The organism is Pontibacter akesuensis (assembly GCF_001611675.1).
In the GTDB taxonomy this organism is placed as follows: Bacteria; Bacteroidota; Bacteroidia; order Cytophagales; family Hymenobacteraceae; genus Pontibacter; species Pontibacter akesuensis.
Genome location: NZ_CP014766.1, coordinates 2,908,445 through 2,921,061 on the forward strand (window position 1 = coordinate 2,908,445; position 12,617 = coordinate 2,921,061).

The window sequence follows — 12,617 nt, forward strand, 5'->3', positions numbered from 1 at the left end:
AGCAGGGGGTATGGAAAACTACGTTTCGATCTGGCCGGTGTTGGTGCTGGCGCTTATTCACTTCTTTGGTACGCGGCTTCGATTTCTGGAAGGGCTGCCGCGCAGCGTGTGGCTTTCGCTTGCCGGTGGCGTGTCTGTAGCCTACGTTTTCCTGCACCTGTTCCCGGAGTTCAGCGAGGGGCAGGCGCATATTAAGGAGTTCGGCGGGTTGGGTGGCTTTCTGGAGCACCACGTGTACCTGATGGCACTGATAGGCCTGGCTTTTTTCTATGGACTGGAGCGGGCTGTCATCGAAGACAAGCAGGAGCAGGGAAAGGGGCAAAAGCCATCAGGAGGCGTATTCTGGATACACATCGGCTCTTTTGCCATCTACAATGCCTTGATCGGCTACCTTTTGTTTCAGCGGGAAGAAGGTGCTTTGCAGGAACTGATCTTGTTTTCCATTGCCATGGCCCTCCACTTCATCGTGAACGACTACGCGTTGCAGGAGCACCACAAAGAGCGCTACAAGCGCATCGGGCGCTGGGTACTGGTGGTGGCGCTGGTAGCGGGCTGGGTAGTAGGTTACCTCCTGCAGATATCAGAATCAGCCATTGCCCTGCTCATGGCGTTTGTGGGTGGCGGCGTGATCCTGAACGTGATGAAGGAGGAACTGCCCGAGGAGCGCGCAAGCCGCTACTGGGCTTTCGCGCTCGGGGCAGGGTTGTACGCTACGTTGTTGTTATCTCTTTAGGCGGGTGCAGCTGCCCCTCAGTACGGGCAACCAGCATCGCTACAGTCGCGTCGCCGGTCACGTTCACCGTGGTGCGGCACATATCCAGGATACGGTCCGGGGCAAGTATAAGCGCGATGCCTTCCACAGGAATTCCTGCCTGCTGCAGCACAATCACCAGCATTACCGTACCGGCACCGGGCACAGCGGCCGCTCCGATAGAGGCCAGCGTTGCCGTCATCACAATACCCAACTGCGCCATGATATCCAGCTCAATGCCGTAAGCCTGGGCAATAAAGATAGCGGCCACTGCCTGGTAAAGGCTGGTGCCATCCATGTTGATGGTTGCTCCCAATGGAAGCACAAAGCTCGTAATCTCTTTGTTGATGCCCAGGTTCTTTTCGGCGCACTCCATTGTTACAGGCAGCGTGGCCGCACTCGATGAGGTAGAGAAAGCCAGCATCTGAGCCGGGAATATGCCCTCGAAAAAGCTTTTATACTTCGTCTTGCCGATAAACACCACCAGCAGCGGGTACACGATAAAGATCATCGTGGCCAGGCCTGCAATCACCACCAGGCAGTAGTAGCCCAGCACCAGCAGCAGTTCCACGGCAGACCCGGGATCATCGCCGGCGAAATCTACCACCAGTCCCGCCAGCAAGGCAAACACGCCATAAGGGGCGGTTTTCATGATGATGTCTACAATCTTCAGGATCACCAGGTTTACACCCTCGAAAAAGTCATTTACCGGGGCAGCCTTATCCGGCGGAATCATGATGAGGGCTATGCCGAAAAGGAGGGCAAAGAAGATAACCTGCAGCATGGCACCGTTATCGGTAAGGGAGCCGAAGATGTTGCTCGGCACTATGTCTACGAGCGGTTGCAGTGGCCCCTGCTGCTCCACAGCGGCCGCGTCGGATGATTTTTGGACGGTGGTAGAGGCGAACTGCTCTTTAAACTCCTCCCGCTTTTCGGGCGAGAAGGCTTTGCCCGGATCGAAGATGTTAACCAGCACCAACCCCAGCGTAACGGCCAGCACCGTGGTGCCCAGGTAAATACTGATGGTTTTGGAACCGATGCGGGAAAGGCGGCTGATATCGCTTAGGCTGGAGACGCCGGTAATGAGCGAGACAAGCACCAGCGGCACGGCAATGAGTTTAAGCAGGTTGATGAAAATAACACCGAACGGTTGGATCCAGGCAAGGGTAAAGTCCACGAAGCCAAGGTAGCTGGCGGCCATTCCCCAGGCAATGCCAAGAGCCATGCCGATCAGGATCTGCCAGTGTAAAGCAAGTTTCTTCATACGCACAGTTTAGGTCTGTGTGCCGCGCAAAGGCTGCGGCCACTTTATCGTAAAGTATGGTTTTAGTTATACAGAAGCCTAGCACCAACTAAAGCCGGGGAGGGCAAAACAGGATAATCCCCTTTGGGTACAGAACAGCTCTAGGGTAAAGCTACGGATAAATACGCAGGATGCATGGCAGGAGCGGTAATTTTGCTCTTTTATGCAAGGATATTCCGGTATGGCGGAACTATGGGCAGACGCAGGATATGGTAGTTCTTCGGTGTGCAGCAGGTACAAATAAAAAGCGCCGACTCCTTTTGGGGAGCCGGCGCTATACTTTGATAGGCTAACGAATTAAGCCTCGTTCACTACTATTTTCTCGATGCGGTCGTTGGCGCGGATTTGGTCGATCACCTCCAGGCCCTCCACCACTTTACCGAAAACGGTGTGGTTTCTGTCGAGGTGGGCAGTGTTCTTGCGGCTGTGCACGATAAAGAACTGGGAGCCACCGGTGTTGCGGCCGGCATGCGCCATACTTAGCACGCCACGGTCGTGGTACTGGTTTTCGCCGGTCAGTTCGCAGTCGATCTTATAGCCTGGGCCACCTGTTCCTGGTACGCCTTTGGCTCCTTCGCGCGTGTTCGGGCAGCCGCCCTGCACTACGAAGTCCGGAATTACGCGGTGAAACGTAAGGCCATCATAAAAGCCCTCATTGGCAAGCTTGGTGAAGTTCTCAACAGTTTTTGGAGCGTCTTTTTCAAAAAACTCCACCTTCATTACACCTTTGCCGGTATGTATTTCTGCAGTTTTCATGGTATGTGTCGTTATGTGTTTTATTGATGTTGATAACAAAAGTACGGATTTTATAGTTTAAGAGAGCTAAAGACCGTCTGCTTCTGGTATACGGCTGTGCCGGCACCACGCTGGCACGTAAAATAAAACGCAACGCACAACAAGTATAAAAACTATGAAGACATACAAAATAATAGCATACGCTTTCGCCCTGCTGATGGGCTTCGGCCTCGCGAGCTGCGGCACTGACGAGAGTAACAGCCAGAACGAAATGCAGGAGCAAAGCTCTGAGCCAACCGGCCGTGAAGAACCCTATGCCCGTGGCACAAACCCTTCTACCGCATCCGCTAAAAACGACGAGGGCAACCTGGACGACACCAACCCGAAAATAGGCGGGCACGAGATGATGCCGACGCAGATTATCACCGAGAACATCACCTCTAACTACAAACTCCAGACGCTTGCATCGCTGATTCGCAAGGCAGGCCTGGTGGAAACCCTGAATGCCACAGGACCCTATACCGTGTTTGCCCCGGTAAACGACGCCTTTGAGGGATTGCCGGAAAACGTGTTGGAGGACCTGACTAAAACAGAGAACAAAGCTCAGCTGGTCGAAATCCTGAACAACCACGTGATAGCTGGAAAGCTAACCGCGAACGACCTGAAAGACGGTGCCATGCTGAAAACTGTGGGTGGCGAATCGCTGAAGGTAACCAAAAGAGGCAATGATGTGATGATTAACGGTGCCAAGGTATCGGAGGCGGATCAGATGAGCGCAAATGGTGTGATCCATGTGATCGATAAAGTGCTTGCCGTAAACAAGCAGTAACGTTAAAAAAACATAAGAAAAGGCAGGCACTGTAAAGTGCCTGCCTTTTCTGTTTATGAGTACGTACGCAGATACCGGTTCTACTTGCGGTTGTCCTGGTTGTGGAGCATGCTCAGGTAGCTTTCGTAGCGGGTAAGGGAAATCTCGCTGCCGCGCACAGCCTCAATTACGGCGCAGCCCGGCTCGTTGAAATGGGTGCAGTTGTTGAAGCGGCACTGGTTCATGCGCTCGCGCATCTCCGGGAAAAAATGGCTTAGCTGTGCCGCCGGAATATCCACAATGCCCAGTTCCTTGATGCCCGGCGTGTCGATGATGTAGGTGTCTTCGTTCACCTCAAACATCTCGGCGAAGGTGGTGGTATGCACCCCTTTGTCGGAGAAGTCGGAGATTTCGGCGGTTTTCAGGGCCAGGTCCATCACCAGCAGGTTGATCAACGAGGATTTGCCTACGCCGGAGTGGCCGGAAAGCAGCGTGGTTTTGCCTTGCAGCAGCGCCTGAATCTCCTCTATGCCTTCCTGGTTTGCGGCCGAGGCAGCTAAACTGTCGTAGCCGATCTGCCCGTACATGTGCGCAATCTGCCGCTGGTATTCCTGCACGTCCTCATCGTACAAATCAGTTTTGTTGAAGATAAGTATGGCCGGAATATCATAAGCCTCAGCGGTGACCAGAAAGCGGTCGATAAAGCCAAAGGAGGTGCGCGGCGACACCAGCGTAACAATGAGCAGCGCCTGGTCGAGGTTAGCGGCAATGATGTGGGAATAGGCTGTTTTGTGCGTGCTCTGGCGGATGATGTAGTTCTCGCGGTCCTCAATCTTGTAAATTACGGCTGTGTCCTCGCCGGTTGTCTCCACGTCGAACTCCACGCGGTCGCCCACGGCGAGTGGATTACTCACTTTCAGGTTTTTGTTCTTGAACTTGCCGCGCAGCCTGGCCCGGTGCAGGTTGGCTTCCGCATCGCGCACCAAATACCACGATCCCGTCGATTTTACTACTACTCCCTTCATCTGGCTTCGTTAAGCAGGCGCGTTATGTCGGCCATGATCCTGGTCGTGGCGCCCGCCTGCTCTTGTACGTATGTCTTTTCTTTGATTGTTATACTTTGGCGCAGCCCCGGTGTTTCATGGACTTCCTCGAAAGCTTTCAGCAATTCCTCGCTGCTGTTCACAGGGAAGGCGCAGCCCAACTCCACCAGGTCCTTCGCCTCCTGAAACTTGCCGTAGGAGGGCCCGAAGAACAGCGGAAGACCAAACACCGCTGCCTCCAGCGTGTTGTGCAATCCCTTGCCAAACGCCCCGCCAATGTAGGCGTAAGTGCCGTAGCTGTAGAGGGAGGAAAGCATACCGATGTTGTCGATCACCAGCACACCATACCTGGCCACGCTTGCCTCGCTGGCCTCCGAGAAACGAATGGCACCGGCTCCCACTGTTTTCATCACCGTGTTTATACTTGCCGCATTCACCTCGTGCGGCGCGATGATGAATTTTATACTTGCGCTATACTTCTGAATCAGGGGCAACAGCACATCAATATCTACAGGCCAGCTGCTGCCTACCATAAACACTAACTGCCCGGCGGCAAAGGCTTCAACCTTCGGAATCGTCTTTACGGAGGCCGCTGTTTGCAGCACCCGGTCAAAGCGGGTGTCGCCGGCTATACTTGCGTGGGAAATGTTTATACGTTGCAGCAGCTCCAGCGAGGATTTATTCTGAGTGTAAATGTGCGTGAAGCGCTGCAGGATGTTGCGGTAAAAAGCGCCATAAGGTTTGAAGAAAACCTGCTCCTGCCGGAAAATGGCCGAAATGGAAAGAATGGGTATTTGGCGTTGCTGCAGCTCCAGCAGGTAATAATGCCAGAACTCATACTTCACAAATACAGCCAGTTTCGGTTGCACGATATCAAGAAACTGGCGTGCGTTTGAGGCGCTGTCCAGCGGCAGGTAGAAAATGTAGTTGGCTCCGGGGTAGTTCTTGCGCACTTCATAGCCGGAAGGGGAGAAGAAGGTGAGCAGGATCTTATACTTGGGGGAAGCCTCCCGAAACGCCTCCATCACTGGCCGTCCCTGCTCGAACTCGCCAAGCGAGGCACAATGAAACCACACGAGCGGCTCCTTGTTGATTTGCAGTGCCTCTCGTAACTTATCGAACTGCCGCTCACGCCCCTGCCGCATCAGCTTCGCCTTTTGGTTAAAAGGAGCCGCCAGCGCCATGCCTGTTTCGTAAGCCTTCAGCCCGATGTCGTAGAGTAATTTTGGCAAGTATGGTGTAGTTTGATTGTGGCTGCAAATATACAAGTTTGTACTCGGACTGTAGAGGTTTTTAGAATTGCCCCAAACTACCTGTTGAAGCACATCTTTATACATAGATAACCTCCTTTACCAAGAATTTTATTGTAGTGCTGAGAATCATAGTTTGCGAAAAATAAAACTGCCAATTAGAACTCATTGAGCCTAGATTCTAATTGGCAGTTGCTAGTTTATTGCATGACTCATATATTTGATCTTCACTATTAACGTGAATTACTATCTATTAATCATTCCGTTTACTTCTCCCTTTATGCTAAAGAAAACATTCTTAGTCTTTATGCTTCAATTTGGAGCGTTGGTTGCTTCAGCTCAATTTAAAGTTGTTTCTAACAGCCCGGTTTCCAGTGACGAAGTAGAATCTATGGGGATTTCATGGACTGACTATGACGATGATGGAGATGATGATCTCTTCATTACTGTATCTTATCCTATTCAAGGAGAGCTTTCAACACGGGATGTATTGTTTAATAATAATGGAGAGGGTGTTTTTACACAAGTCACAACTGGTAATCTGATTGATGAGGAGGGGACAGGCAGGAGTTCAACATGGGCAGACTTCAACAATGATGGTTTAATAGATGCTTTTATAATCAACCAACACGAGGCCTTTCTATTTAAGAATGCAGGAGGTGGAGTTTTTACGAAAACAATGTCAGTTCCTACTACATCCTTCTCATTTGATAACCTCTACAGCGGGGGGCTTTGGGGAGATTTCAACGGGGACGGATACGTGGATTTATTTGTGACTTCCTCCCCACATTCTGATAATGCTCGAAACATACTTTACTTAAATAACAAAGACGAATCTTTTACAAAAGTTTCGGGCGATAAAAATTTTTCCACAGCAAGAAGTGGAACTGATCCATCAGCGATAGACTATGATAACAATGGCACTTTGGATCTGTTTGTTCCCAACTACTGCGCTAATAACTTTCTATATTCTAACCAAGGCGATAGCACTTTTATAAGTGTAACACAAAGTGTTCTGCTGCAGTCAAGTTGCTCTGTTGGGGCATCTTGGGCCGACTATGACAACGATGGCGATTTTGATGTGCTGATTCAAAACAATGTAAACGGCAACAATTTACTTTTTGCAAATAATGGTGACGGAACATTTACAGAAGTACGTAATGCGGCAACTAATTTTGGGGCATCTTCTTCAGCATGGGGTGATTTTGACAATGATGGCTGGATTGATCTTGTTATAGTAGGTAGTGACGAAGAGGGGAGTACACGCTTACTTAAGAATAATGAAGGGAAATCTTTCACTGATGTATCTCTAGAACAAGGTATTACCAATAAAAACTATTCTTGGGCTGTAGCTTGGTCAGATTATAATAAAGATGGCTCACTGGATTTTTTTGTTGCGAACGCTCATGGAAATGGACTGCCAGCCAATGATATCCTTTATGAGAATAAACCGAATGAAAATGGCTGGATAAATATCAAATTAAAAGGTACTAATTCTAACCGTTCTGCTATAGGAGCTGTTGTTAAAGTTAAAAGTGGAGGGAAATGGCAGATGAGAACAGTTCAGTCAAAAACTGGTAACAACTCTCAGAATTCTCTTAATATACATTTTGGATTAGGGTCGGCGAAAAAGATTGATACGCTTCAAGTGATATGGCCACATCATGGCACTCAGGAGTTTATTAATCATCCTATAAACAAATTTATTGAAGTTACAGAAGCAGATTTCCCAAAAGCTCCTAAAAACCTCACCGCAATCCAAGCCGGTATAGGAGAGGTTAAGATAAGTTGGGATGATAGTTCATCAGATGAGATAGGCTTTAGGGTAGAAAGGTCGTTAGCTAATGAAAGTAGCTTTAAGCCTGTCTCCGTAGTACCGGAGAATGATAATTTCTTTACTGATATCGAACTACAGGGGAGTGGCACATACTACTATAGAGTTGCCTCTACGAAGGCAGGAGGTTTCTCAACCTATTCCAATGTTGTATCGGTTACTATCAGTAAACCAACGGGTATTTTTGAACAAGATCCCTTGGTGTCTATATATCCTAACCCAGTTCGTGATTACTTAATGATTGAATGGAGAAGCTTTAATAATGAAATTCTTAGAATTGTTAATGCCAAAGGGCAAACAGTATATCATGGGCCATTCAATAGCACCGGAATGATTTCATTTAAAGATTTTGCACCAGGGTTGTATATCATTTCTCTCGGTAACAAAAAAATGAAGATTTTAAAAGAATGATAACTTATAAATTGGTATCTATTTTGAAAGAAAATCATACCACACAATAGTCTATCATGAAAGTTTTTTAAGTACATCAGCCTGCTTTTATGAAGTGAACTATAGAGCAGGAGTTGGAACATTAACCTTATATTTACTTGATAACTTATTTAAGCAAGAGTTGGGAGTTAATGTGACTCGTACTCAATTATAAGTTTTTAAGACTATATCAACTTGAGATATTTCTTTCATATAGGGTACAGCGGCACCAACTACAGCGGCTGGCAACGGCATCCGTACGGGCTGGGGGTGCAGCAGGTGCTGGAGACAAGTATAAAGCAGGTGCTGAAGGTGCCGGTGAACCTGGTAGGCTGTGGGCGCACAGACGCCGGGGTGCATGCCAGCCAGTTCTTTTTTCACCTCGACCTGGAGCAGGAATGGGCGTACGACCTGCTGTTCAGGCTGAACAAAGTGCTGCCGCCCGACATTGCCATCTTCGATATTATTCCGATGGAAGGGCTGCCGCACGCCCGCTTCGATGCCACCCACCGCAGCTACGACTACTTCATCCACACCTACAAAGACCCGTTCCTGAACGACAGCAGCACGCTTTACCTGGAGCCCAACCTGCACCTGGATAAAATGAAGGAGGCGACGGCGCTGCTCCTGAAGTATACCGACTACAGGGCTTTCTGCAAAACACCGGCCCAGCACGATAACACCATCTGCCACATCACCGAAGCCGGGTGGTTTGCCGATGCACAGGGCGGCAAGCTGCGTTTTCATATTTCGGCAAACAGGTTCGTGCGCCGGATGATACGGCTGGTGGTGGGAAAGCTGCTGAAAGTCGGATCTGGCACCTTGAGTGTAGCAGAGTTTGAGAGTTATCTGGCCACCCTGCAGCCGCCGGACGCTTTTTCTGTTGCGCACCCGCAGGGTCTCTATCTCTCTAAGGTTACTTATCCGTACCTGGACCTGCCCGCTAAAGCAGGATTCGCCACGGCCTTCCAGAGCCAGGGCTGCAGCTATTGGCAGGCGGTGTAGTGGTTTGCTTTTTTTCCACAACATTACTGGATTAGACCTGAAAGATTCATCATCCAGAACGACTGTCCCCTCGAGGGGACCATAGGGGTGTTTAATTCTGAAGTGACAAGCCTGAACTTGAGCTTTCTATAACTCGCAGCTTTAAAATACCCCTGTAGTCCCCTCAAGGGGACACTTCTGCTCTAGTTAGAATTATGAATGGATTTCTCGCTGCACTCGAAATGACAGTAGTGCTGGAAAAGCTTTGGCAAACTCATTCCAGCACGTCGGCACAAGCGGACGCCTGCGCCAGTTGTTTTATCAAGACCAATCAGCCAAAACCCATCATAAACAGAAAAGCCCCTACCGAGGCAGGGGCTTTTCTGTTTATGATGGATCCTATTTCTAGTTGCTCACTGATTTGTTAGCAAGGTAGCTGGATACACCTTCTTTTGTAGCTTGCATTGCCTCTTTGCCTTCTTCCCAGTTGGCAGGGCAAACTTCACCTTTCACTTCAAAGTACTGCAGGGCATCCACCATGCGCAGCGCCTCGTCGATAGAACGGCCAAGCGGCATGTCGTTCACCACCTGGTGACGCACGATACCTTCTTTGTCGATCAGGAACAGGCCACGGTAAGCAACCGGCTCACCAACAAAAATTGTCTCGCCTGCATCATTATAATCGTAGTGGCCAGCCAGCACGTCGTAGTTTGTAGCAATTGTTTTTGCCGCATCAGCTACCAACGGATACTGCACCCCCTGGATACCGCCCTGGTCCTGTGGCGTGTTCAGCCATGCGAAGTGCGAGAAATGCGTGTCGGTAGAACAACCTACTACAGCCACATTCTTACGCTCAAACTCTTCCATTCTCTCCTGGAAAGCGATGATCTCAGTTGGGCAAACAAAGGTGAAGTCCATTGGGTAGAAGAAGAAAAGTACGTGCTTCTTGCCCAGGTACTGCTCTAATGAGAAATTCTCCTCAAATTCTTCGCCGTTTACTACTGCTGTAGCTCTGAAAGAAGGAGCTTTTTTGCCTACTAATACTGCCATATCTAAATCGTTTTTACTGTTGTTGATAAATCTGATTTCTTTTAAGAGGCGATTGCCCCTCAATTATGGCGCAAAGGTAAGGCTTAAAGTTCTAATTTAGAAGGTTAGAAAGTTAAATAGTTGTTGAAACAAGTATTTTGAAGGGAGCAAAGCCACTCTGACAAGTATGATAGCTTTAGAAGTATGGGTGCAAACAAGATTATACTTTGTCCGCCTTTCTAACCATCTAACTCAAAACTTTCTAACTCCAAATTACCTTCCCTTGAACTCGGGCTTGCGTTTTTCCACGAAGGCGTTCATGCCTTCTGTTTGGTCTTCGGAGGCGAAGCAGAGATAAAAGTTCTTGCGCTCGAAGTGGAGGCCTTCGTCCAGGTTGGTCTCAAACGAGCGGTTCACCGATTCCTTCGCCAACTTAGCCGCCACCGGCGACATCTGCGCTACCTCTGTAGCCAATCTGAAAGCCTCGTCCAAGTATAACTCCACCGGCACCACGCGGTTGATCAGGCCGTGCTTCTCGGCTTCGTCGGCCGTAATGAATTTGCCTGTCAGCACCATTTCCATGGCTTTGGCTTTGCCGATGGCTTTGGTCAGGCGTTGCGTGCCGCCTGCACCCGGCATCACACCTATCTTAACTTCCGGCTGCCCGAACATGGCCGTTTCAGAGGCTACAATCATGTCGCACGTCATGGCCAGCTCGCAGCCACCACCCAGTGCAAAACCGGAAACGGCAGCGATGATCGGCTTCTTTGTCTTGCGGATCTGGTCCCAGGTGGAGAACTGGTCCACGTTCAGCATGTCAATGGCCGTTTTGCCAGCCATCTGCTTAATGTCGGCGCCAGCGGCAAAAGCACGCGCATTACCGGTAATAATGATAGCACGCACGTCATCGTTCTCGTCCAACTCCTTCAACGCGTCGCGGAGTTCGCCCATCAGTTGCAGGTTCAGGGCATTGAGTTCTTTCGGTCTGTTTAGCTGAATCAAGGCTACTTGAGGCTGCGCCTGGGGGGTTACAAGTATAAATTCCATAGTATAATCTGTTTCTGTTGTTGATGTTTGAAATTACGGTTTTTAAGCTTATTCTGAAAAAGCCCACCTGGGGCAGCGCCATCTTAAGTAAATTCTATTTGCTCACGAACTGAAACGTGGTGCGCGTACGCTGCTCCAGCAGCACCTCTTTGTCCTGCAGCATTTTTGCCAGGCTATCCGCATCGTAGTTTTTGATAGTGTACAGGCGCAGCTCAGTGTTATAGTGAATCACAAACTGGTCGTGCAGCGTCTGGATGAGGCGGTGCAGGCGCGTGGGGTGGTAATCGGTACAGATAGAGAAGGAGATGGCCGAGTTCTGCATCACGTTGATCTTGATGCGCAGCTCCGACAGTGCATTAAAAATAGTGCCCAGGTTCTGCTCAGATATAAAGGTGAAGTCTTTTACGCTGAACGATACCAGGCACTGGTTCTCCTTTATGATATAGGCGGGGGCAAACTTCTCGAATCGGCAGTCGCTTATCTTGGTGCCGGCACCAGCCGGATTCAGAAACGATTTCACGTACAGCGGTATCTGTTTATTTGCCAGTGGTTTGATTGTTTTTGGGTGAATAACCGAAGCGCCGTAGTACGCCATCTCCACCGTTTCCTGGTACGATATCTCGGCATAACACACTGTTTCCTGGAAGTACTTGGGATCGGCGTTGAGCAGGCCCGGCACATCTTTCCAGATATACATGCCTTCAGCATCGAGGCAAAAGGCAAAAATAGCGGCGCTGAAGTCGGAGCCCTCGCGGCCAAGCGTAGTGGTCAGGCCGTTATTGGTGCCACCCAGAAAACCCTGCGTCACTACCAGCCCTTCCTGCAGCAGCGGCAACACATCGCGCTTGATCAGGCGCTCGCTCCAGCCCCAGTCTACCCGCGCCTCCCGCCAGTTGTTGTCTGTCTGGATATACTTCCGGCTGTCCAGCAAGGTGTTAGGAAAGCCTTGCGCCTCCAGAAAATGGTGCAAAATTGAGGACGAAAAAAGTTCGCCAAAACTTACGGTTTGATCGTATACCTTGTCAAAGTTGTCATTTTGGGGTGTGCTGCCCAATTGCAGGTGCAGCAGCTCGAACAAGTGGTCCAGCCGCTGGTAAACAGGATGGTCCCGGTCCGGAAACAATTCGTGCAGTACCTCCTGGTGGTACGCCTTCAGTTGCAGGAACGCCTGCTCATATTCCCGTTGCTGGCTTGCCAGGTTTAAAAGTTCTTCCAGGGCATTGGTGGTTTTGCCCATCGCGGACACGACCAGCAGCAGGCGCTGTTCACTGCCGTTTGTTTGCACTATCTGAGCCAGGTTACGAAACGCTTCGGCGCTCTTTACAGAGGCGCCGCCAAATTTATATACACTTATCCGGTCTTTACTCATAGGTCGTAAAATTAGGCATCATTCGGAATATTGCC

General features: G+C 49.7%; 11 protein-coding genes. 4 read left to right on the forward strand and 7 right to left on the reverse strand.

The annotated features are described in order from the left end of the window. The first annotated feature begins 10 nt into the window (after nt 1–10). Nucleotides 11–733 (forward strand): hypothetical protein, encoded by a 723-nt coding sequence (locus A0W33_RS12420; RefSeq protein WP_068840103.1) that lies wholly within the window; start codon nt 11–13, stop codon nt 731–733. Here A0W33_RS12420 and A0W33_RS12425 read toward each other — a convergent pair. Beyond that, the gene (locus A0W33_RS12425; RefSeq protein ID WP_068838432.1) at nt 711–2,015 is read right to left on the reverse strand and encodes a dicarboxylate/amino acid:cation symporter; all 1,305 of its coding nucleotides are present in this window, start codon (nt 2,013–2,015) and stop codon (nt 711–713) included. The two genes, A0W33_RS12420 and A0W33_RS12425, sit on opposite strands and share 23 nt — an antisense overlap. A 336-nt stretch (nt 2,016–2,351) precedes the next feature. Then, nucleotides 2,352–2,810: a peptidylprolyl isomerase gene (locus A0W33_RS12430; protein WP_068838433.1), complete on the reverse strand. Its 459-nt coding sequence runs from the start codon at nt 2,808–2,810 to the stop codon at nt 2,352–2,354. Between the two features lie 154 nt (nt 2,811–2,964). On the opposite strand from A0W33_RS12430, the gene A0W33_RS12435 reads away from it, so the two are divergent. Then, nucleotides 2,965–3,618 (forward strand): fasciclin domain-containing protein, encoded by a 654-nt coding sequence (locus A0W33_RS12435; RefSeq protein ID WP_068838434.1) that lies wholly within the window; start codon nt 2,965–2,967, stop codon nt 3,616–3,618. An 80-nt stretch (nt 3,619–3,698) separates the two neighbouring features. Here A0W33_RS12435 and rsgA read toward each other — a convergent pair whose 3' ends face one another. Beyond that, on the reverse strand, nt 3,699–4,622 hold the full coding sequence (gene rsgA, locus A0W33_RS12440; protein ID WP_068838435.1) for a ribosome small subunit-dependent GTPase A: 924 nt from the start codon (nt 4,620–4,622) through the stop codon (nt 3,699–3,701). Beyond that, entirely contained in the window at nt 4,619–5,872 is a 1,254-nt protein-coding gene (locus A0W33_RS12445; protein ID WP_229802172.1) for a 3-deoxy-D-manno-octulosonic acid transferase, read from the reverse strand. Before A0W33_RS12445 ends, rsgA begins: the two co-directional genes overlap by 4 nt. A 256-nt stretch (nt 5,873–6,128) precedes the next feature. On the opposite strand from A0W33_RS12445, the gene A0W33_RS12450 reads away from it, so the two are divergent. Together A0W33_RS12450 and A0W33_RS12455 are read left to right on the forward strand one after the other, a co-directional pair. Continuing rightward, complete coding sequence (locus A0W33_RS12450) at nt 6,129–8,135, forward strand: FG-GAP-like repeat-containing protein (RefSeq protein WP_139237171.1); 2,007 nt, start codon at nt 6,129–6,131, stop codon at nt 8,133–8,135. Nucleotides 8,136–8,348: 213 nt separating this feature from the next. Further along, nucleotides 8,349–9,158 (forward strand): tRNA pseudouridine synthase A, encoded by an 810-nt coding sequence (locus A0W33_RS12455; protein ID WP_068838437.1) that lies wholly within the window; start codon nt 8,349–8,351, stop codon nt 9,156–9,158. A gap of 384 nt (nt 9,159–9,542) precedes the next feature. On the opposite strand, the gene A0W33_RS12460 is transcribed toward A0W33_RS12455, so the two are convergent. The 3 genes from A0W33_RS12460 to A0W33_RS12470 form a co-directional block, all read right to left on the reverse strand. Next, on the reverse strand, nt 9,543–10,187 hold the full coding sequence (locus tag A0W33_RS12460) for a peroxiredoxin (RefSeq protein WP_068838438.1): 645 nt from the start codon (nt 10,185–10,187) through the stop codon (nt 9,543–9,545). 252 nt (nt 10,188–10,439) lie between these two features. Next, nucleotides 10,440–11,213: an enoyl-CoA hydratase-related protein gene (locus A0W33_RS12465; protein WP_068838439.1), complete on the reverse strand. Its 774-nt coding sequence runs from the start codon at nt 11,211–11,213 to the stop codon at nt 10,440–10,442. A 94-nt stretch (nt 11,214–11,307) separates the two neighbouring features. Continuing rightward, nucleotides 11,308–12,582 carry an aspartate kinase gene (locus A0W33_RS12470; RefSeq protein WP_216637163.1) on the reverse strand — a complete coding sequence of 425 codons (1,275 nt, stop codon included), beginning with the start codon at nt 12,580–12,582 and terminating at the stop codon, nt 11,308–11,310. Between the last annotated feature and the right edge of the window lie 35 nt (nt 12,583–12,617).

Coding starts and splice junctions, on each gene's coding strand:
- A0W33_RS12420 (WP_068840103.1), top strand. CDS start 11: ATGGAAAACTACGTTTCGATCTGGCCGGTGTTGGTGCTGGCGCTTATT.
- A0W33_RS12425 (WP_068838432.1), bottom strand. CDS start 2,015: ATGAAGAAACTTGCTTTACACTGGCAGATCCTGATCGGCATGGCTCTT.
- A0W33_RS12430 (WP_068838433.1), bottom strand. CDS start 2,810: ATGAAAACTGCAGAAATACATACCGGCAAAGGTGTAATGAAGGTGGAG.
- A0W33_RS12435 (WP_068838434.1), top strand. CDS start 2,965: ATGAAGACATACAAAATAATAGCATACGCTTTCGCCCTGCTGATGGGC.
- rsgA (WP_068838435.1), bottom strand. CDS start 4,622: ATGAAGGGAGTAGTAGTAAAATCGACGGGATCGTGGTATTTGGTGCGC.
- A0W33_RS12460 (WP_068838438.1), bottom strand. CDS start 10,187: ATGGCAGTATTAGTAGGCAAAAAAGCTCCTTCTTTCAGAGCTACAGCA.
- A0W33_RS12465 (WP_068838439.1), bottom strand. CDS start 11,213: ATGGAATTTATACTTGTAACCCCCCAGGCGCAGCCTCAAGTAGCCTTG.
- A0W33_RS12470 (WP_216637163.1), bottom strand. CDS start 12,582: ATGAGTAAAGACCGGATAAGTGTATATAAATTTGGCGGCGCCTCTGTA.